Annotated in this window: 18 protein-coding genes and 1 pseudogene; 6 read left to right on the top strand and 13 right to left on the bottom strand. The window is 63.9% G+C overall.

Features of this window, described 5'->3' with window-relative positions:
- Positions 1-11: 11 nt before the first annotated feature.
- The 5 genes from ADADO0_RS14095 to ADADO0_RS14075 form a co-directional block, all read right to left on the bottom strand.
- Positions 12-548: a phage tail protein gene (locus ADADO0_RS14095; protein ID WP_511305779.1), complete on the bottom strand. Its 537-nt coding sequence runs from the start codon at positions 546-548 to the stop codon at positions 12-14.
- 391 nt (positions 549-939) lie between these two features.
- A complete protein-coding gene (locus ADADO0_RS14090; protein WP_511305778.1) occupies positions 940-2,892 on the bottom strand; it encodes an asparagine synthetase B family protein in 1,953 nt (650 codons plus the stop codon).
- Between the two features lie 55 nt (positions 2,893-2,947).
- A complete protein-coding gene (locus ADADO0_RS14085; protein WP_511305777.1) occupies positions 2,948-3,790 on the bottom strand; it encodes a phosphoenolpyruvate carboxykinase (ATP) in 843 nt (280 codons plus the stop codon).
- Between the two features lie 80 nt (positions 3,791-3,870).
- The gene (locus tag ADADO0_RS14080; protein ID WP_511305776.1) at positions 3,871-4,308 is read right to left on the bottom strand and encodes a lasso peptide biosynthesis B2 protein; all 438 of its coding nucleotides are present in this window, start codon (positions 4,306-4,308) and stop codon (positions 3,871-3,873) included.
- Positions 4,308-4,586, bottom strand: coding sequence for a PqqD family protein (locus ADADO0_RS14075; protein ID WP_511305775.1), 279 nt, complete (start codon positions 4,584-4,586; stop codon positions 4,308-4,310). The genes ADADO0_RS14080 and ADADO0_RS14075 overlap by 1 nt, the downstream gene beginning before the upstream one ends.
- Positions 4,587-4,875: 289 nt before the next feature.
- Here ADADO0_RS14075 and ADADO0_RS14070 point away from each other — a divergent pair, with 289 nt between their 5' ends.
- Positions 4,876-6,330 (top strand): hypothetical protein, encoded by a 1,455-nt coding sequence (locus ADADO0_RS14070; protein WP_511305774.1) that lies wholly within the window; start codon positions 4,876-4,878, stop codon positions 6,328-6,330.
- 20 nt (positions 6,331-6,350) lie between these two features.
- Here the strand turns inward: ADADO0_RS14070 and ADADO0_RS14065 are convergent, their stop codons facing one another.
- Entirely contained in the window at positions 6,351-7,571 is a 1,221-nt protein-coding gene (locus ADADO0_RS14065) for an NUDIX hydrolase (RefSeq protein ID WP_511305773.1), read from the bottom strand.
- On the opposite strand from ADADO0_RS14065, the gene ADADO0_RS14060 reads away from it, so the two are divergent.
- Entirely contained in the window at positions 7,570-8,712 is a 1,143-nt protein-coding gene (locus tag ADADO0_RS14060; RefSeq protein WP_511305772.1) for an alpha/beta hydrolase, read from the top strand. The genes ADADO0_RS14065 and ADADO0_RS14060 overlap by 2 nt on opposite strands.
- 6 nt (positions 8,713-8,718) lie before the next feature.
- Here ADADO0_RS14060 and epmA read toward each other — a convergent pair whose 3' ends face one another.
- A complete protein-coding gene (epmA, locus tag ADADO0_RS14055) occupies positions 8,719-9,771 on the bottom strand; it encodes an EF-P lysine aminoacylase EpmA (protein WP_511305770.1) in 1,053 nt (350 codons plus the stop codon).
- A 141-nt stretch (positions 9,772-9,912) separates the two neighbouring features.
- Here epmA and efp point away from each other — a divergent pair, with 141 nt between their 5' ends.
- The 4 genes from efp to cydB all read left to right on the top strand — a co-directional run bounded on the left by efp (position 9,913) and on the right by cydB (position 13,630).
- Positions 9,913-10,482 carry an elongation factor P gene (gene efp / locus ADADO0_RS14050; RefSeq protein WP_511305769.1) on the top strand — a complete coding sequence of 190 codons (570 nt, stop codon included), beginning with the start codon at positions 9,913-9,915 and terminating at the stop codon, positions 10,480-10,482.
- 109 nt (positions 10,483-10,591) lie between these two features.
- Positions 10,592-11,014, top strand: coding sequence for a response regulator (locus ADADO0_RS14045; RefSeq protein ID WP_511305768.1), 423 nt, complete (start codon positions 10,592-10,594; stop codon positions 11,012-11,014).
- Positions 11,015-11,221: 207 nt separating this feature from the next.
- Positions 11,222-12,616 carry a cytochrome ubiquinol oxidase subunit I gene (locus tag ADADO0_RS14040; RefSeq protein ID WP_511305767.1) on the top strand — a complete coding sequence of 465 codons (1,395 nt, stop codon included), beginning with the start codon at positions 11,222-11,224 and terminating at the stop codon, positions 12,614-12,616.
- Between the two features lie 12 nt (positions 12,617-12,628).
- A complete protein-coding gene (cydB, locus tag ADADO0_RS14035) occupies positions 12,629-13,630 on the top strand; it encodes a cytochrome d ubiquinol oxidase subunit II (protein ID WP_511305766.1) in 1,002 nt (333 codons plus the stop codon).
- Positions 13,631-13,643: 13 nt separating this feature from the next.
- Here cydB and ADADO0_RS14030 read toward each other — a convergent pair.
- From ADADO0_RS14030 to ureC, 6 genes and pseudogenes are all read right to left on the bottom strand, one after another.
- Positions 13,644-14,893 (bottom strand): annotated as a pseudogene (locus tag ADADO0_RS14030) (MFS transporter).
- Positions 14,894-15,034: 141 nt separating this feature from the next.
- Positions 15,035-15,661 (bottom strand): urease accessory protein UreG, encoded by a 627-nt coding sequence (gene ureG / locus ADADO0_RS14025; protein ID WP_511305765.1) that lies wholly within the window; start codon positions 15,659-15,661, stop codon positions 15,035-15,037.
- On the bottom strand, positions 15,658-16,245 hold the full coding sequence (locus ADADO0_RS14020; RefSeq protein ID WP_511305764.1) for an urease accessory protein UreF: 588 nt from the start codon (positions 16,243-16,245) through the stop codon (positions 15,658-15,660). The genes ureG and ADADO0_RS14020 overlap by 4 nt, the downstream gene beginning before the upstream one ends.
- A gap of 304 nt (positions 16,246-16,549) precedes the next feature.
- On the bottom strand, positions 16,550-17,269 hold the full coding sequence (ureE, locus tag ADADO0_RS14015) for an urease accessory protein UreE (protein WP_511305763.1): 720 nt from the start codon (positions 17,267-17,269) through the stop codon (positions 16,550-16,552).
- Positions 17,266-17,757, bottom strand: a complete 492-nt coding sequence (locus ADADO0_RS14010) for a DUF29 domain-containing protein (RefSeq protein ID WP_511305762.1) — start codon at positions 17,755-17,757, stop codon at positions 17,266-17,268. Before ADADO0_RS14010 ends, ureE begins: the two co-directional genes overlap by 4 nt.
- 31 nt (positions 17,758-17,788) lie before the next feature.
- On the bottom strand, positions 17,789-19,501 hold the full coding sequence (gene ureC, locus ADADO0_RS14005; protein WP_511305761.1) for an urease subunit alpha: 1,713 nt from the start codon (positions 19,499-19,501) through the stop codon (positions 17,789-17,791).
- Between the last annotated feature and the right edge of the window lie 6 nt (positions 19,502-19,507).

Below are 19,507 nucleotides of genomic sequence, written 5' to 3'. Positions count from 1 at the left end.
CTCCAACGAATTCAATATTGACTTGGGTAAACCCCCACCACGGCGATGCAGAACGAGGCAACGGCGTATGGCTGCATATTGTTATGGCGCTCGCCTGCGCCGGTATAACCGATCGTGGCGGCGTTCAGAGCGACCAGAGCCGAACCATCGGTCGAGTAAATATTGATCGTGCTGACCAAGGTTTTGTGCACCTTGGCCAACAGATTTCCCGTGGGCGCAGGGGTCTGACTGTTCTCGGTCGGATCGACAACAACCGTATGCGTGTGGGAGGGCATCTCGTTGGCGGCGAGCGCGACGCTCGCGGAGCCGAATTTATCCCCGACCGCATAGCTTGTTGCGTGGGCGTTTTGCCCGATGCACACCGGGGTCCTGCCGCTAAGATCCGGCAAGGCAAATGTGGTTTTGCCGTCACCGCCGAAGCTCGTGTTCAAAATCGCAAACAGGGCTTGGTTCTGGCTGATTTGCAGGATCTGGCCGTTGCAGGCGGCCCAACCCTTTGGCACGAACGGCAAGGCAAACATGCGGATTTCGCCGAGAAAAGGTTCCATTTCCAACTCCCCAACGCTGGACGGACTATGCAGCGGATATGCATCTTATAAAAGCATTAAATTATGCATTCTATTTTAAGTTGCATAAAAGGTAATATAATACTTTTTATAAGGCGCACATCTGCCTTAACCCTGGGTTGCGCGGCGCACGAAAAGCTTGTTATTTTTACCTGCAACCTGAAGGAGAGTGAGACATGCCAGGAACGGAGCCTAACGACGCGATAAGCTCACCGCAGGTCGATAAAAAACTGTGGTCCTCCCCCATTTGCATCGAGATACCCGTTCCCGATCTGACTCTCAACGGAAGCAGCGACAATACCGACGGGGCTCTTTTCTCTTAAGTCGGAGGAAAGACTAGCTGAGATTCGTCCGCCCGAATTGGTATCATCATTTATAGATCGAAGTTTATTTTCTCAAATTTTCGCATGAAACCCGCAGCCGATACGGCACGCAGAAATTTTAACCTGCGCGCCGTGGTGGTTGCTTGATCCAACGCCCCTTCGCGCAGGGGCGTGTCGGCTGTGGCTTGCAGGTGCGCCATATCCAGAAGATCGGGCGCAAATCGCCCTTGTGATGCGCGGGCGATTTCTTGTTTCAGCGCGGGCGCGGCGCGGCGGACGCGCACCGCCCAGTCGGCGGCTTGATAGCCCCTGCGTTTTTCCAGCCTGATTTCCTCAGGCACTCTCTCCCCGAAAGCCTGATGATACATCCACCGGCTCTGGCCGTTGCGCAGAAACATGTTGGACGGCATTCCATGCGCCAGTTCCACCAGCCGGCGATCGGAGGTCGGATCGCGCTGGTCGACGCCGAACCCCGCGAGATCCCCTTTGTGCTCCTGCCCGTGCAGATCGATGCGACGCAGAACGAACTGCGCCATGGAGCGAATGCTGGGCCATGGACGGTATGAAGGGTCATAGTCGAGCGCCCGCATCCGATCGCGGAAAGCCTGGCTCTCCATGAGATCAGGCCGCAAGGCTGAGACCTGCGTCAGCCCCTGCCCCGGGTGCCCACGTAGCCGCTTCAGGAAATGAACCGCAGGGCCGGGAAGCATGGTGGCAAAGGTCCGGCCGAAGAACGCACTCGCCAGCGAATGCCCATGCCGGGTCAGGGCCATGCTTTCCTGAAACCACGTCGCGAAGTGGCCGGCCCGAAACAATTCTGCGGGCCGCTCCTGCCCGCTGAGGCTGATGGTCATGTTTCCCATCGCCCCGGTAAGCAACACCGTCTGCCGCTGCCGCCCCGCAGTCTGGGAAATCTCGCGCATCCACACAAGGTTGCAGAGGTTGAGCGCGGGATATTCGTAATAATAGTATTGCGCGTCGAGGTCGCCACCGATCTCGCGGTTCGCAGCCTCCACAGCCAGATGCTCGATATTGGGATACTTGCGCGCCAACGCCTGCGCCAACGGCCACTCGTTTCCGAAGCGGTCGCGCGGCTCGTCCAACTCCACGCCCCGCAACGGCACATGTGTATAGGCCGTCAGCGTGTGCCCGCGTTTCGCCAAAGCGGCGGCGGCTGTCGCGGCCACCGCAGAGCTGTCGAAGCCGCCGCTGAGGTGGCACCCGACCGGCCCCGTCGACCGCAAGCAATCGCTGACGACACGATCGAAGGTGGCGCGGAATGCCTCGATATATTCCCCGTCCGAGGCATAGCGGACCTCGCGCTTCGCGTTCCAATCATACCAAACCCGCTGTTCGACCCGCCCGTCCGCGTGAACCGTCACCAGCGTGCCCGGCTCCACCCGGCTGATCTGTGCGAAGAAGCTGCCGGGGCCGCGCTGCGGTGCCAAGGCGAGATAATCCCTTAGCGTATCGAGGTCCGGCTCGAGCGGCACGTCGGATAGCGCATGTATGCCCTTCGCCATGGTGGCGAATGCGAAGAATCCCGGTCCCTGATGATAGAATAGCGGCCGCTTGCCGAGGAAGTCGCGGGCGAGATGCAGGCAGCGGCGCTCCGCGTCCCACACCGCCAGCGCGAAGTCGCCGACGAGGCGATCAAGCGCGCCTTCCTGCCATGTTTCCCAGGCGGCGCGGACGAAATCCGCGTCCGCCATCACGCGCGCCGCCTCGGGAGAGATGGAAAGGCTCGCCGCAAGGTCCGGCCGATTGTCGATGCGGCAGTCCACCACCAGCGTGAACCGCCCCCCGCCCCCGGTCAGCGGTTGGCGGTCGTGAATATCCTCCGGCACCAGACGCGCGAGTTGCACACCGAGCGCCAGGCCGCCGCCGTCCCATTGGCCGGACCGCGCGGCGCCATAGATGGCGAGGGCGCGGCGCATCCCTGCACATCCCTCGCCCGCGCCGGGCCGGCCATTGAAATGCCAGAGGCCGCAAATGGCGCTCACGCTGAGAGCCTTTTACGGCTTCGGGCGCGGCAAACGCCTGTTCGCGGGGCGCGGATCATAAGTCCTGCATCTCGCTCGCCATCGCGCCGTGCCGCGCCGCAAGGTCAAGCACGAGATCGGCGAGATCATCCAGGCGCGCAAGATCATCTGGCCGACGCACAAGATAGACCGGCGTTCGCCCGGCAAGCATGGCCGCCCAGCGGAAGATGGCGGGCCGCCCGCCCATCGCATCCGCGACAAAACCGTAATGCGAAAACTGGCCGAGGGTGGCGACCGCTTCCGCCGCTGCCAGCCGCACCGCGTTGGGATGCGTGAGCAAAGGGTCGGCGCAGAGCACGCAGATCAGCCTCAAGGGTGCGCTCTGCCCGGCAAAGGATGCGGCGGCGTCGAAATGATATTTGTCGAGGTCGGCCCGCACCCGCGGCGCCCCCTCGGTCGCCTGCCCGAACAGGGCTGCCGATTTGCCCCACAGCTTCATTGCCGGCATGCCCGCGTGGGCAAGGCCGGTCGCCGCCTCGACCACCATCTGGTCGTCGCTGAACAACAGGTGGTGCCGGCGCATCAAGGCGCGCACCAGTGTCGACTTGCCCGCGCCGCTGTGCCCCGCCACGGCAATCACTCCATCGCCGATCCGCACCGCCCCGGCATGCAGCGGCGGCTGGCCGCGCTGGTGGAGCAGGACGGCGAAGGCCGGACCGAACAGGAAGGTCTGCAAATCGCCGGAGGGAACGCCCTCGCCGGCATCGACGGTCATCCTGCCGCCCTGTGAGATGCGGATCGCCAGCGCATCCGACACCACAAGATCCACGACATCGCCCGCGTGGAGGCGGAACAGCCCCACGGTTCGCACCTGGGAAAGCGGAGGAAGCGGCGCGAAGTCGATGAGCACGTCAGGCACCCCCGCGCGATCCGGCAGGGCTGTCAGATATGGTAGGGGCCGCGCGGACCTGAGTGTCAGGCCGGATACGCGATAGCTCATCAGCGCCATGGCAAAGGCACCGCGCGGCGCGCGCCGCCAAGATCAGCGATCGGCACGAAGCCCTGCGCGCCTTCGCCGCCGAGAACCTCGTGATCTCCCACCAGAAGCCAGGCATGGGCTTCCAAGACCCCGTCGCTCTTTCGCACCCCGAACCGCACCACGCAGGGCACCCCGCGCCGCGCCAGCAGCAGCCAGCCGGCGGCCGCGCGGACCAGGCAGGTGGTCTTGCCGGGAAACCGCGGAGCCAAGCGTACAATGCGCCGCGAGAGTGCGCGCGCCGCTTCGAGATTGCGTGGCGGTGGCGCCTTGGCATGTTCCGCCGTCGGCGGAGCCGTTCCGAGCCGCCGGGACAGCAGGCGGAACGGCAGCACGAACACCAACAGCCACGCCACGGCAAGGGCCAGGAAAACCTCCGCTGCCTGAAGCCGCGCGCGCATCACACCACCTTGATCAGGCCGCGACCGGCAATATCCTCAAGGAACTTGAGAGTTGCTTGCCTGATCTGCTCGGAGGGCGCGTCATATTCCAACGTCAGCTTCGCGCAGAGGGCGTCCACGCTCATGGGCGCATTGAGGGCACGCCAGATATCAGCGCCCACACCTTCGAATGAGAAATACTTGCCGGATACCGCATCCATGAGGACCAGTTCGCCATTCACATCGGCGGAAAGAATGGCCGGCTCCGCCACAACAGTGCTGCCCAGGTGGAGTTGCATCGCCCGCCCGCTTGTTTCCAACTCAGCCCGCATAACGCGCGACAGGTGGCACAGCAATGCTCCCGCTTAGGAATTCATGTTTTCTAGCCGGTGGGATGCAAGGCCAACATGCACATCAGCGATGAAATTCCGACCGCCACCTCTACCTTAAAGCGTATTTAAAGTGCTTCAGGCAGTTTCGCGATCAAATTAGTGTCACAATGATGTTGGCCAAATATTTTACATTGCGGAGAAATAAAGACTTTGGTAACATTGGTATTATAGTAGTACCCCTGAGGGGTGTTAGTGGATGCGCATATGGGCAAGCCTCCTGTTCACGCTTATCGCGTGCACCCTTGGCTACGCCTCGGAAGACCGCATTTCTATCCCGCTATCCAAAGTCCAGGACGGCAATATAGCGGTGGAGCTTGTCTGCCGCCGCGACGGCATGGTCGGGCCATTCATCAACACATCCAGTGTGGGCCGCCCGCCGAAGGGTGATGTCACCTTCTTCAACAACTCGGATTTTATTCGTCTTTCCAATTACTTCGACGTGGACAACCGCGCCCGGCGCGGCATTGTCCCGCTGCCGAAGAATTGGGAATACCTTTCGGACTCCGCAATTGACCCCGGCTATTTCATCGCGCTTGCCTCTTTCGCGGCCGAAAACGGCATGGGTCCGGTCGAGCGCCAGCGCGCCCTGACGAGCCAGAGCCGCATTGTGCTCTTGCAGGTCATCACCTCCAAATTTCTCGGCGCCGATTTCGGCGGCAAGAAATACGTGGCGGAGATCGACGTCAGTCACGTCACAAATGAGAAAATCGCTAAGTGCCTGGAATTTTCGGGATATTCCTCCGCCCTCGGCAAATTGACCATGCAGCTTCAGCAACCCCTCACGCCGCTGGAGATGAAGGGCGCGTGCCTCAACCTCTATAAATATTACGATGCGTTGGCGGCCATGGGTCGGACGTTCCGTGAAGAACGGCAGAAATCATTCGCCTGGGTGGTGAAATACCCGACGCGGGAGCGCATCGATTGCTTTGTCCCCGCGAGCCTCTCGCAGCCGGTCATTGCGAAGGCGGCCACAGATGCCGCCAGTTCGGCGCTGACGTTCGATTACATGGCGTTCGTGAAAGCCGCCGACGAGGTGCCACTGGCGGAGGAAATCTACACCAGCCTCAGGGATGACTGGCAGGTGCGGAACCTCCCTGCCCTTGAACTTGCCGAAAAGGCCGCGATCCGCGCCGGGCAGGCATCCTCTATCCAGAAGGTCTATTTCCAATATTCCCGCATCCTGGCGTGCGGTGAGGCCCTGAAGGGCACGCGCGTCGAAGGAATTCCGCAAAACCGGATGGAATCCTTCAAACAGCGCATGCGGCAGATCGAGGAAAAGTTCAGCGGGGAATTGAACACCGACCAGATCTGGCAGGAAGCCACCCGCGATTATCAAAAGAACCTCAGCGCCATCCGCTATGCCGCGACCTCCAGCCCGACCGCCGCGATGGATATGTGCTCGACAGATGCCGCCCGCCTGGAACTCGTGCTTGGCAAGATGATGAGCCTCATGAGCACGCTGAACAAGGATTTCGGTGCCCCCGCCGGCACGGCGGCCGCGCCGCAGGCCAGCCCCCCCAACCCCGCCGTCACCGCAAACGCCCCGGCCGCGCCAACGGCGTCCCAACCGGTTTCTCCTGCGCCGCAGATGTCTCTTAACGCGCCCATGGACACACCGCGCCCCCAAGTGGCGCTGACCTCCGACAAATAAGGCCCTCGGGCCTTTGCCGGTTAGTGCGTGGTCCGGGGCATGGCCAAATCGCCGCCGGCCGACAGTTCGGCCTTGGCGGACTTTTTCGCTTTGGCGGGCTTCTTCTGGCTTGCCGCCTTCTTGGACGCTCCCGACTTCTTGGTAGGCACCGGCGCAGCTTTACTCTTCGGGTCCGCAGCGAGCGCACCCCCCTCCGCCGGCTTGGCTGCTTTGCCGGCTGCGGCTTTCTTAGCCGGGGGAGCCTTCTCGGGCGCAGCCGCCTTCTTGGTCGCCGCCTTTGTCTCGGCCTTCTTGGCCGACGCCTTCTTCACCAGGTGGGCCGCAGCGACGCTTTCAGCGGCATCAGATGTCGCGGCCGACACCTTCGACTTGGCGGCGCGCAGGCCAGCATCGTCCTTCTTCGCTTTAGCCGAAGGCGCCTTGGCCGCGATGTCCTTGGAAGGCGCTTTTCTGTCCTTGGCAGCCGGCTTGTCAGCGGGGCGCGCATCTTCAGTCATAGCTGTCTTCTCGCCCTTGGCGGCAAAGCGCACGGCCATCGTCACTCCGAAGCGCAGGATAAGGTCCCGCAACTCCTCTTCCTGAACCGCGGCGGCGGCGCCCTCGATGGTGAACCAGAAGCCGATGCGCTGGGTGCGCTCAGGCCACTTCTTCAGATAGCGTTTCACCTTCATCGGAAAGACCATCACGTCGCAGGTCACGCTGCGCTTCACGGAGAGCCTCTTCTCATAGGTGTAGAGCCCGATCGAGGTGGGCGAAATGCTGCCCAGCAGGCCCGCCTCCTCGAACGCCTCGCGCTCGGCCGCCTTGTGCGGCGGCAGGCCCTTCATCGGCCATCCCTTGGGGATCACCCAGCGCCGGGTTTCGCGCGATGTGATCAGCCGAATCTGCACCTCCCCATCCTGCCGTTGGCGATAGGGCAAGGCCGCGTATTGGATACGGCGAGGAGGGTCGAGTTCGGACACGCTCTGCATGATTCGCATTATGCCCCGGCGAAGCGTCATGTTCATGTCATGGCAACGCAATTTGTCTAAATTTACCGACAACAGGAAAACCCCCTGCCCCCTCGCCCTCTCTTCGTCTGGCCAAAACCATGGCATTCCATCAAAAAACACCATCTCCCGAAGGCGAAATTTCGCTGATATGTTCCGCGCTGTCGGGGATTGTGCCGGGGGCAGTGTTGCGTGCGTTGAATGAGAGCGGGGGCCACGATGCTCCGGCGAAAATGCCCGATCGTCGCTCATGACCGGGACGATCGGTTCACGCGGCCGCGCGTGCCTCCTCATAGTGGCTATGCTCGCTTTCGGCGGCACGATCAGCGGGTGTGCCTCACGTCCGGGGCCGGATGTGCTGACCCCGACGCTCAGCGAGGCACCCGGTGCCACGCCCCACACCATCCTTGTCGCGACCACCCGCGCCCGTGATGCAAGGCCCGGCACGCTGTTCAACGGCGAACGGGCGGACAAGCTGGACTTTGCCGCCGTCTCCATCACCGTGCCGCCGACCCACAAGGCGGGCGGCATCGAATGGCCGAGCCAGGCGCCCGGCAATCCCAAGACCGATATGGTGGTCCACGAAGCCTTCTATCGCGACACCGACGCGCAATTCGTCCAGGACATCAACAGCGAACTCGCCAAGCGGCCACGGGGCGAGAAGAACGTGTTCGTGTTCGTCCACGGCTACAACACGCAATTCTCCGAAGCCTTGTTCCGCCTCACCCAGATGGCGCACGACGCCGACGCGACCGCAGTGCCGGTCCTGTTTACCTGGGCCTCGCGCGGCAAGACTGAGGATTATGTCTATGACAACAACAGTGCGACCGCCGCGCGCGACAGCCTCGAGCGCACGCTGACGCTCGTCGCCCAGAGCAATGCGGAGAAGATCACGGTCATGGCCCACTCCATGGGCAATTGGGTGACGGTGGAAGCCTTGCGCCAGATGAAGATCGCCGGCACCGGCATTCCGCCCCAACGGGTTGGCAATATCATCCTGGCGGCCCCGGATATCGACGTGGATGTGTTCAAGTCGCAGCTCAAGCGGTTCGGAACGCCGGCGAAGCCGTTCGTCGTCATCGTCTCGCGCGATGACAAGGCGCTCGGCATCTCCGACTTCATCGCAGGCGGGAAGCAGCGGCTCGGCAATTTCTCCAGCGACAAGGAACTGGTGGCACTCGGTGCCGTGGTGGTCGATCTCACGGATCTGAAGTCCGAAGGGGACGACCTCAACCACGGCAAGTTTGCCCAACTCGCCGGTCTTCGCGGCAAAATGCGCCAATCGGTGGAGCGAGATGTCGCCAACAATGGCGGCGCGGTGCCGGAATCTGTGAAGTTCGGCCAGATTCAGATCAGCGGCATCACGCGGGGCTTCACACCGCCCGGCGAGTAGGCTCGGCTATTCCACCGGCGCCCAGAGCACATCCTCAATGCGCCGAGCGCCGGACGCCAGCAGCACGAGGCGGTCGAGCCCCAGGGCGCAGCCGCTTGCGGGGGGCATATGGGCGAGCGCGGCCAGGAACCCTTCGTCGATCGGGTAGCGTTCGCCATATAGCCGCGCCTTCTCCGCCATCTCCACCTCGAACCGGCGGCGCTGCTCTACCGGGTCTATGAGTTCGCCAAAGGCGTTCGCCAGTTCCAGCCCACAGGCATAAAGCTCGAAACGTTCCGCGACACGCGGGTCCCCCGGCTTGGGACGGGCCAGCGCCGCCTCGCTGGTGGGGTATTCGCACAGGATCGTCGCGCGCCCCTGCCCCAGATGCGGCTCGATGCGCTCCACCAGAACCCGGCTGAACACATCGGCCCAGGTGTCATCGGGCGCGACACGGATGCCCTTTGCCACCACCGCTTCAGCGAACGGGCCGGGTTCAGGCTCCTCCCCCGGCGCTGCAAGGAAGCGCAGGAGATCAAGCCCGGCAAACCGGCCGAACGCCTGCGCCAGCGTCAGCCTTTCGGGCGCCGAGAAGGGGTCGCACGACATGCCGCGATAGCTGAAGGTGGTGGTTCCGCCGGCATCAGCGGCAAGGCCCAGCAGGCGGGTGCAATCCGCCATCAGCGCCTCGTAAGGCGCCGCGGCGCGGTACCATTCGAGCATTGTGAATTCGGGATGGTGCGCGATGCCCCGCTCCCGGTCGCGGAACACCCGCGCCAGTTCGAAAATCCGCTTTTCCCCCGCCGCCAGCAGCTTCTTGGCGGCGAACTCCGGCGATGTCCGGAGATAATAGGGAACAGCGCCGCCCTGCGGCGCATGCCATTGGGTCGCGAAGGCATGCAGATGCGCCTCATTCCCTGGCGAACGCTGAAGCACCGGGGTTTCCACCTCGATGAAATTCTCGTCCGCGAAATAGCCCCGCAGAGCCGCAACCACACGCCCGCGCGCCAACAGAAACGGCCGGCGGTCCGCATGCCTGCCGGCATCCCACCAATCGCTCGCTGTGGGCGTCGTGGTCATCTGGGACATCCCAGAAACGGGGCCAATGGAGCCCCGGCGCGCAAAATAACGCCGAAACACTGGCGAAAGGCGCGAAGATCGCTATGTTGCGCGCCGACAGAAGGTGGCCGCACGCCGCCAATATTTCGAGGAAGACGCGACGTGGTCAAGGTAATCGCAAGCTCTCTGCGCAAAGGCAACGTGGTCGATATCGACGACAAGCTCTACGTCATTCTCAGCGCGGAGAACATCCACCCCGGCAAGGGCACGCCCGTCACGCAGATGGACATGCGCCGAATTTCGGACGGGGTGAAGATCTCCGAACGTTATCGCACCACCGAGCAGGTGGAACGCGCTTATGTCGAGGATCGCACGCATACCTACCTTTACCAGGACAGCGACGGCTTCACCTTCATGAATCCGGAGACCTATGACCAGATCACCGTCTCCGCGGACGTGATGGGCGACCTCAAGGTCTATCTCCAGGAAGGCATGGCCTGCATCATTTCGCTCCACAACGAAGTGGCAATCGCCATCCAGTTGCCGCAGCGCGTGACCCTTGAGATCGTCGACACCGAGCCGACAGTTAAGGGGCAGACCGCCTCGTCGTCCTATAAACCCGCGATGCTCTCCAACGGCGTGCGCACCATGGTTCCCCCGCACGTCTCGGCGGGCACCCGCGTCGTCATCATGACCGAAGATGCCTCCTACGTGGAACGCGCCAAGGACTGAGCGCACGCGTGCCCCTTCGGTTCCCGCCATGGACATTAGACTAAGGCGGGAACCGAAGACGATTATCATTCGTTAATGCGCCAGGACCGGGGGAAGAGGGCGCATTGATATGGGCATTTCAGGAAAGCGTGTTCTGATCGTCGAAGATGAGCTTCTCGTGGCTCTCGGACTTGAAGACAATCTGAAATCACTGGGCCATGACATCCTCGGCCCCGTCGCCACCCTCTCAGAAGCGGTTCGAATGGCCGAGACAGTGGACGTGGACGTTGCCATTCTCGATGTGAATCTGCGCGGCGAATATGTCTACCCCGCCGCCCAAATCCTCTTGGAGCGCGGCATCCCCTTCATCTTCTGCAGCGGCTTTTCGGGCGCCATGCCGGTTCCGGGCCGGTTCAGTGACGCGCCGCGTGTGCCCAAGCCCTACACCAGCCGCGCCATCGCCAAGGCCCTGGAAGACATCCTTAACCGCAAGGACGAGGACCACGAGGCGGCCTTCATCGCACGGCCCGAGCGGCGCAACTCGCACGTTTGAGACCGCGCGCGGGCCGAACATCGCGATGCTTCCTGCCAAGCTGTCGCGCGACCTTTGGCCGGGCGGCATGATGACGTAGCGGATGACCTGATATCAGCCGCGTTCCCCATAGAGATCAGACTGGAACTTCGCTAAGGTTGCCTCACCGACGGGCGGTGATTGAAGGGCGACCCCACAGGCCGCCCCTGCTGCCGATGGGGAGGAGCAATGGATTTCGATCCGGTGCTGCTGGCGCGTATCCAGTTCGCGTTCACGGTTTCATTCCACATCATCTTCCCGAGCTTCACCATCGGGCTCTCGGCGTTCATCGCCACGCTCGAACTGCTCTGGCTGAAGACCGGACGAGAGGTGTTCCACCGCCTCGCCCGCTACTGGACCAAGATATTCGCCGTCAGCTTCGCCATGGGCGTGGTGTCCGGCATCGTGCTGTCCTACCAATTCGGCACCAACTGGTCGCGCTTCTCCGAAGTGGTCGGCAGCGTGATCGGCCCGCTCATCGGCTTCGAGGTGCTCACCGCCTTCTTCCTGGAGGCGACCTTCCTCGGCATCATGCTGTTCGGCTGGAACCGCGTGCCCACCTGGCTCCACGTCCTGTCCTGCGTGATGGTCGCGGCGGGAACCGCCATGTCGGCGTTCTGGATCTTGTCCGCCAACAGCTGGATGCAGACCCCCACCGGCTATGAGATGCGCGACGGCCTCGCCTATCCGCTGGACTGGCTGGAGATCATCTTCAATCCGAGCTTCCTGCATCGCCTGCCGCACATGCTGCTGGCGGCCTATCTCACCACCTCCCTCGTGGTGCTGGCGGTGGGTGCGCGCTATCTGCTGGCCGGGCGGTTCCACGAGGAATCGCGTGTCATGATGCAGATGGCGATCGGCATGCTCGCTATCGTCGCGCCGATCCAAGCCTATGTGGGCGATGCCCACGGGCTGAACACCGCCAAATACCAGCCTGCCAAGATCGCCGCGATCGAGGCCCATTGGGACGGCACCAAGCCCGCGCCCCTGGTCCTGTTCGCCTGGCCGGACGCGAAGGCGGAGAAGAATTACTACGAGGTCTCGATCCCCAATCTGGCCTCGTTGCTGATCACCCATTCCTTCGACGGCACCTTCCCCGGCCTGCTCCAGTTCGCGCCGGAAGATCGCCCGCCGCTGATCGGCCCGTTCTTCGGCTTCCGGATCATGGTGGGCATCGGCGTGCTGATGATCCTCTTCGGCTGGGTCGGCGCGTGGCTGCTGTTCAAGCGCAAGGCCTATGAGACCCGCTGGTATCTCTGGCCGGCTTCTTGTGCCTGGCCGCTCGGCTTCATGGCCATTCTCGCCGGCTGGGTCGTCACCGAGCAGGGCCGCCAGCCCTGGGTCGCCTACAATATCCTGCGCACAGCGGACGCCATTTCGCCGGTCAGCGGCGCGGCGGTGTTCACGACCTTGATCCTGTTCGTGCTGGTGTACGGCTTCGTATTCTCGGCCGGCATCTACTTCATCAACCGGCTGATCGTTAAGGGGCCGTCCGGCTCCGCCCTCGACCCACCGCGCCAAGATCGTCCCAGCAGTCCCATCGCCGCCGCGCAAGACGCCGGTCGCGACGCCATCGCAGAGTGAGGAGGCCGCACCATGGAATGGTATCTGCCGGTCATCTGGTCGCTCATCATAGCGGTCGCGGTGATTATGTATGTCATCATGGACGGGTTCGATCTCGGCATCGGCATCCTGTTCCCATTCGCCAAGCAGGAGCGTCATCGCGACCAGATGATGAACACCGTCGCGCCCTTCTGGGACGGCAACGAGACGTGGCTGGTGCTCGGCGGCGGCGGCTTGTGGGTGGCTTTTCCCAAGGCCTACGCGGTGGTGATGCCGGCGCTCTATCTGCCGATCATCATCATGCTTCTCGCTTTGGTGTTCCGGGGCATCGCGTTTGAGTTCCGCTGGCTGGCGGGCAGACGCATGGGGTGGAACATCTCCTTTTCCGCCGGCTCCACCATCGCCGCCTTCGCCCAGGGCGTGGTGCTCGGCGGGCTGATCCAGGGCATCAACGTCAAGAACGGCCAGTTCGCCGGCGGCTCGTTCGACTGGGCGACGCCGTTCGCCTTCATGTGCGGCATCGGCGTGGTGGTGGGCTATGCCCTGCTCGGCAGCACCTGGCTCATCATGAAAACCGACGGGGCAGTCGCCGCGCAGGCCCGGCGCACGGCCACCCTCCTTCTGCCGGTGGTCATCGTCGCCATGGGCATCGTCAGCCTGTGGACGCCGTTCGCGTTCGACCGCATTGCACAGCGTTGGTTCACGGTGCCGAATATTTTCTACCTCGCGCCCATTCCCGTGATCACGGCCGCCATCGCCTGGTTCGTCTGGAAGGGGTTGAAGGGAACCTCGGAGGTGTGGCCGTTCCTCGGCTGCATCGCACTGTTCGTGCTGGGCTTCCTGGGGCTGGGGATTTCCACCTTCCCCTATCTGGTGCCGCCCTCGCTCACGCTCTGGCAGACCGCCGCCGCGCCGCCCAGCCAGATTTTCATGCTGTTCGGGGTGATCTTCCTGCTGCCGGTCGTGCTGGGTTATGTGGTGTTCGTCTACTGGATCTTCCGGGGCAAGGTCCGCGAGGGCGAAGGCTACCACTGAGCGGCAGGCTGTCTCAGCCCTCGGCGCCGCGCTTCGCGGAAGCGCGGCGGGCCGCCAGCATGCGGCCAAGCGCGATCGTCAGGATGGCGGCGGCCAGCAGCGCCGCCGCCAATGCCTCGAACCCGGCCTCGAAGCGCCCGCTGGTCTGCTTGATCCAGCCCACCAGATAGGGCCCGAAGAAGCCGCCCAGATTGCCGATGGAATTGATCAGGGCGATGCCGGCCGCCGCAGCCGTGCCGCGCAGGAACAGCGGCGGCACGGTCCAGAACGGGCCGAGCGCCGCGTAGATGCCCATGGAGCCGAGCGTTATCGCCGCCAGCGCCAGCAGATGGTTGCCGGCGTGGACGCTGGCGATCAGCCCGATCGCCCCCACCAGCGCCGCCCCGGCCACATGAAAAATGCGCTCGCCCGAGCGATCGCTATGCCGCCCCCACGCCAGCATCGCCACCGCGCTGAGGCCGTATGGGATGATCAGGATGAAGCCGATCTGCTGGGTGGCGTACCCCATGCCCTGCATGATCTGCGGCAGCCACAGCCCGACCCCGTAGAGACCGATGACCAGGCCGAGATAGACGAGGCCGAGCACGATCACCCGCGCATCGGTCAGAGCCGGCCAGAGCGCGTGCCGGGCGACGGCGGCATGCTCGGCCTGGTCAGCGGCCAGACGGGCCTGGATCGCCTGCTTCTCCTGCGCATCCAGCCATGGCGCGGAGGCGGGACTATCAGGCAGAAGCACCAGAACCACGATCCCCAGTACGCAGGCTGGCAGCCCCTCCAAAATGAAAAGCCAGCGCCAGCCGGCCAGCCCGAAGGCGTCGTGCGTGGCATCCAGAATGAAGGCCGAGAGCGGCGCCCCCCACCGCGCTGGCAATCGGCACCGCCGCCATGAACAGCGCGACATAATGCGCCCGCACGGCGAGCGGAAACCAATAGCCGAGATACAGGATCATGCCCGGCAGGAAGCCGGCCTCCGCCGCACCCAGCAGGAAGCGCAGGATAAAGAAGCTGTTCGCCCCCGGAGACGAAGGCGGTTGCCGCTGAAATCAGTCCCCAGGTCACCATGATCCGGCAGATCCAGATCCGCGCGCCCACCTTTTCGAGTGCGAGATTGCTCGGCACCTCGAATAGGAAATAGCCCAGGAAGAAGATGCCGGCGCCCCAGCCGTAGACTTCCGGGGTGAAGCCCAGGTCGGCATTCATGGTAAGGGCGGCGAAGCCGACATTCACCCGGTCGAGAAAGCTGACGAGATACAGCGTCATCATCAGGGGAATGAGGCGCCGCAGGGCCTTGGCGTAGGCGCGCTGCTCAACCGCTGATATCGCCTGCGCCACCTCGACCTCCCCGCATGCCGTTACGCGGGAAGGTGGGTACCGCTTGCCTTGTCGTTACGCAATCCGCCCGGCCTACGCGGCCGAGGACAATCCGCCCGCCGCCTCAATGAACTTAACCACCACATCCACGCCCACGCCGTTGCGGATCGAGGCAAAGACATAAGGCCCCCCCTGGCGCATGCGCTGGGTGTCGGCCTCCATCACCGAGAGGTCAGCGCCCACCATCGGGGCAAGGTCGGTCTTGTTCACCACCAGCAGGTCGGAGCGGGTGATGCCCGGTCCCCCTTTGCGCGGGATCTTCTCGCCGCCTGCCACGTCGATCACATAGACCGTGATGTCGGCCAGTTCGGGCGAGAAGGTCGCGGCGAGATTGTCGCCGCCGGACTCGATCAGCACGATGTCGAGGTTCGGGAACTTCGCCTGCATGTCTGCCACCGCGCGCAGGTTGATGGATGCATCCTCGCGGATCGCCGTGTGGGGACAGCCGCCGGTCTCGACGCCGAGAATGCGCTCGGGCTCCAGGGCGCCCGCGACTGTCAGAATGCGCGCGTCTTCCTTGGTGAAGATGTCGTTGGTGATGGCGCAAATGTCGTAGCGGGTGCGGAATGCCTTGCACAGCGCCTCCATGAGCGCCGTCTTGCCGGAGCCGACCGGGCCGCCGATGCCGACCCGCAGGGGTCCGTTGTTCGATGCACTCATGACCGGAACAGCCTTGTGTATTGGGTTTCGTGTCGGAACGAGCCGAGATCGGCGCGGAAGGTGGCGCTGCCGACATCGTCCAGAGTAAGGGTCGGGACTTCCAGGGCCAGCGCGCTCACGCGCGGCGCCAGCGCGGAGAGAACCCGCGTGCCGGCGGTCTGCCCGACCGGCGCGAGGCGGATGCAGGCGGACACCAGGGTCTGAATCAGCGCCAGCAGGAAGGCTTCGATCACCACCGGCTTCGGTAGGCCGTGGGCGGCCGCCGCCAGCCCCATGGCGGCGGGATAGGCCACCTCGCCTTTCAGGGCCGGCGCCAGCGCGTCGAGCGTCGGGTGGGGCCAGGACGCCATCACCGCATCGAGAAAGCTGCGCCCCTGCTGGCAGGTTTCCAGCCGCAATTCGCCGGAGGGCGCCAGGGCCACGGCAAGCGCGTTCACATCGCCCAGCACCGCGTCGTTCCCGGCGGCGGCGGCGTCATAGGCGTGGCACAGCAGGATGGCATCGCTGCGGGCGAAGCCATGGACCAGAATATCCCCCAGCCAGTCACGCAGGCTGTCCTCATCCCTGACATCTCCCGCCTCCACCGCCCATTCCAGGGCATGGGAATAGGCATACCCCCCCACAGGAAAAGACGGCGACAGCCACGCAAAGAGTGGCAGCAGGCTGGTGGGTGGCGTCTGTGCCGCACCCGCCGCCTTGCCAGCCTCACCCCCTCCCCTCTCGAGGGGGAGGGTCGGGGTGGGGGGTATGTCACCGCCTGGAACACCCGCGACCGAACCAAGTGGAGAGATACCCCCCACCCTGCCCTCCCCCTCAAGGGGGGAGGGTGCGAGCGGTGAGGGTGGCGAACCTCCGCCCGGCGTCACGACAGATGACGCACCTGACGCGTCAGCCATGATGATGGTGATGGCCGCAGCCGCAGTCGGCGCCGTGAGCATGCTTGTGCTTGTGCTCGTCCCCATGGGAATGGGCGTGGGCTTCGGAATGGGCTTCAGCGTGGGAATGAGCCTCATGCGCATGATCGTGCCCGCAATCGGGGCCGTGCACATGCGCATCGGCGTGGCCGTGGGCGTGGGCGTGCGAACCATGGTCATGATGATCATGCGACCCATGATCATGCGACCCGTGCCCGTGCGAGCCGTGCCCGTGCGACCCATGCCCACCATGCGCCTCAGCCGCCTCGTAGGCGCCCTTTTCCGGGCGGAACGGGCGCACCACCGGAGTGGCGATGGCGCCGAGGCCGCGCACCATTTCCAGCAGCACATGGTCCTCGCCGAAATAGATCGCCTCTTCGGTGATCTCCGCCGGCACATGGCGGTTGCCCAGATGCCAGGCCGCTTTGAGCAGGCGCAGTGGGCTGGTGGTGCGCACTTCGATCAGCTTTTCCGGCGCGGCTTCCACCCGCACCAGCCGCCCGTCCTCAAGCTTCAGGGCGTCGCCGTGATCGAGCACCGTGGCCTTTTCCAGATCGAGCAGGAATTGCGTGCCGCCCTCCCCGGTCATCACGAACCGGCGGCGATGCCGCGCCTGATGATCGAGGGTGACGAAATCCACCACCCGGTCTTCCTTGACGGCGGGGCGGCGGACGATAGCAGTGGCGCGGATCATATTCTGGCTCCGGGAAGCTCATCCCAAAGGTCTGAGGGAAAAGCCTCGTCTAGAATCTCGTTAAGGGAAAAAGGACATTCCTGGGGGAAGGCAGCGCGTGGAAGGCCCGTCTGTAGTGCCGCTTTGATACGCGCACGCCTGTATTCCACATCTAGAACACTTTCGGGAAATTCCACCAGGCTAGGGCTCGCTTCCACAATGCGACGCACGCGATCCCGATGCTCATCTATGGACCCGCGCCACCCCAGGCTGCGCGCCGATGGCTGGTAGATCCATTTCAGAAGGTGGATCAGCACGATATTGAGATTACTGGCAATCTTGACCTTTTGCGTCCGCCCCACGCTGTCGATCTCCTCGGCCAGATTCACGATATCGGCGTCGGCGACGTGGCCGCTACGGATGATCCGCACCTGCTCCTGGGTCCAGGCGTAGAAATCCATCTCGTAGAGATCGTTGGACGGTGGCGCCTTGGCTGCGTGCTTCGGCATGGCAGGGCTCCTGTTCAGGCTTCAATATAGCTCAGAACAGGAAATAGCGCTGCGCCATGGGCAGGACATCAGCCGGCTCGCAGACCAGAAGCTCTCCGTCGGCGCGCACATCGTAAGTCTCGGCGTCCACCTCGATATGCGGGGTGGCGTCGTTGAGGATCATGCTTTTCTTGGAGATGCCGCCGCGCACATTCTCCACCGGCACCAGAAGCTTGCCGGTCTGGAGCCTGGCGGCGAGCCCGTTCTCCGCCGCCGCCTTGGAGACGAAGGTGAAGGAGGTGGCGGTGCGCGCCCGGCCATAGGCGCCGAACATGGGGCGGTAATGCACCGGCTGAGGCGTCGGGATGGACGCGTTGGGGTCGCCCATCTGCGCCATGGCGATGGCGCCGCCTTTGATGACCAGATCCGGCTTCACGCCGAAGAAGGCCGGCGTCCAGAGTACGAGGTCGGCGAGCTTGCCCGCTTCCACCGAGCCGATTTGCTTGGACATGCCGTGGGCGATTGCGGGGTTGATGGTGTATTTCGCGATGTAGCGGCGCGCCCGCAGATTGTCGTTGTTGCCCTCGCCGGGCAGCCCGCCGCGCTGACGCTTCATCTTGTCCGCGGTCTGCCAGGTGCGGATGATGACTTCGCCCACCCGGCCCATGGCCTGGCTGTCGGAACTCATCATGGAGAGCGCGCCGAGATCGTGCAGGATATCCTCGGCTGCGATGGTCTCCTTGCGGATGCGGCTTTCTGCGAAGGCCAGATCCTCGGCGATCGAGGGATCGAGGTGGTGGCACACCATGAGCATGTCGAGATGCTCGTCGATGGTGTTGCGGGTGAACGGCCGGGTCGGGTTGGTGGACGAGGGCAGCACGTTGGGCAGGCCCGCCACCTTGATGATGTCGGGCGCATGCCCGCCGCCCGCGCCTTCGGTGTGGAAGGCGTGGATGGTGCGGCCCTTGAAGGCGGCGATGGTGTCTTCCACGAACCCGCTCTCGTTCAGCGTGTCGGTGTGGATCATCACCTGCACATCGAACGCATCCGCCACGGAGAGGCAGCAGTCGATGGCGGCCGGCGTGGTGCCCCAGTCCTCGTGAAGCTTCAGCGCGCAAGCGCCGGCCAGAACCATCTCCTCCAGCGCGGCGGGCTGGGAGGCGTTGCCCTTGCCGGCGAAGGCGAGGTTCATGGGGAAGCTGTCCGCCGCCTCGATCATGCGGGCGATGTGCCAGGGCCCTGGCGTGCAGGTGGTGGCGAAGGTGCCGGTGGCCGGCCCGGTGCCGCCGCCGAGCATGGTGGTGATGCCGGAGGCCAGCGCCTCCTCGATCTGCTGCGGGCAGATGAAATGGATATGGCTGTCGAAACCTCCGGCGGTGAGGATCTTGCCCTCCCCCGCGATCACCTCGGTGCCCGGCCCTATGATAATGTCGACGCCGGCCTGCACGTCCGGATTGCCCGCCTTGCCGAGCCGGACGATCCGCCCGCCGGCAATCCCGACATCGCACTTCACGATGCCCCAATGGTCCAGAACCACCGCATTGGTAATCACGGTGTCCACCGCGCCGTTGGCATTCGTGACCTGGCTCTGGCCCATGCCGTCGCGGATCACCTTGCCGCCGCCGAACTTCACCTCCTCGCCATAGATGGTGAAGTCCTTCTCCACCTCGATCATGAGCGTGGTGTCGGCCAGGCGGATCTTGTCGCCCACGGTGGGGCCGAACATGTGGGCATAGGCGGAGCGGGGAAGATGGGACTTGATCATCGGTCG

Origin of the sequence: Aquabacter sp., from assembly GCF_965279295.1 — a bacterium.
Lineage (GTDB): Bacteria > Pseudomonadota > Alphaproteobacteria > Rhizobiales > Xanthobacteraceae > Aquabacter.
This window is presented reverse-complemented; position numbering and strand designations above follow the sequence as displayed.

Excerpts from the sequence above, each read along its gene's own strand:
- ADADO0_RS14045 (WP_511305768.1), top strand. The coding sequence starts at position 10,592 with ATGGGCATTTCAGGAAAGCGTGTTCTGATCGTCGAAGATGAGCTTCTC.
- ADADO0_RS14095 (WP_511305779.1), bottom strand. The coding sequence starts at position 548 with ATGGAACCTTTTCTCGGCGAAATCCGCATGTTTGCCTTGCCGTTCGTG.
- ureG (WP_511305765.1), bottom strand. The coding sequence starts at position 15,661 with ATGAGTGCATCGAACAACGGACCCCTGCGGGTCGGCATCGGCGGCCCG.
- epmA (WP_511305770.1), bottom strand. The coding sequence starts at position 9,771 with ATGACCACGACGCCCACAGCGAGCGATTGGTGGGATGCCGGCAGGCAT.
- ADADO0_RS14080 (WP_511305776.1), bottom strand. The coding sequence starts at position 4,308 with ATGCGCGCGCGGCTTCAGGCAGCGGAGGTTTTCCTGGCCCTTGCCGTG.
- ureC (WP_511305761.1), bottom strand. The coding sequence starts at position 19,501 with ATGATCAAGTCCCATCTTCCCCGCTCCGCCTATGCCCACATGTTCGGC.
- ureE (WP_511305763.1), bottom strand. The coding sequence starts at position 17,269 with ATGATCCGCGCCACTGCTATCGTCCGCCGCCCCGCCGTCAAGGAAGAC.
- cydB (WP_511305766.1), top strand. The coding sequence starts at position 12,629 with ATGGAATGGTATCTGCCGGTCATCTGGTCGCTCATCATAGCGGTCGCG.
- ADADO0_RS14065 (WP_511305773.1), bottom strand. The coding sequence starts at position 7,571 with ATGAGCGACGATCGGGCATTTTCGCCGGAGCATCGTGGCCCCCGCTCT.
- ADADO0_RS14040 (WP_511305767.1), top strand. The coding sequence starts at position 11,222 with ATGGATTTCGATCCGGTGCTGCTGGCGCGTATCCAGTTCGCGTTCACG.
- ADADO0_RS14070 (WP_511305774.1), top strand. The coding sequence starts at position 4,876 with ATGCGCATATGGGCAAGCCTCCTGTTCACGCTTATCGCGTGCACCCTT.
- ADADO0_RS14060 (WP_511305772.1), top strand. The coding sequence starts at position 7,570 with ATGACCGGGACGATCGGTTCACGCGGCCGCGCGTGCCTCCTCATAGTG.
- ADADO0_RS14010 (WP_511305762.1), bottom strand. The coding sequence starts at position 17,757 with ATGCCGAAGCACGCAGCCAAGGCGCCACCGTCCAACGATCTCTACGAG.
- ADADO0_RS14075 (WP_511305775.1), bottom strand. The coding sequence starts at position 4,586 with ATGCAACTCCACCTGGGCAGCACTGTTGTGGCGGAGCCGGCCATTCTT.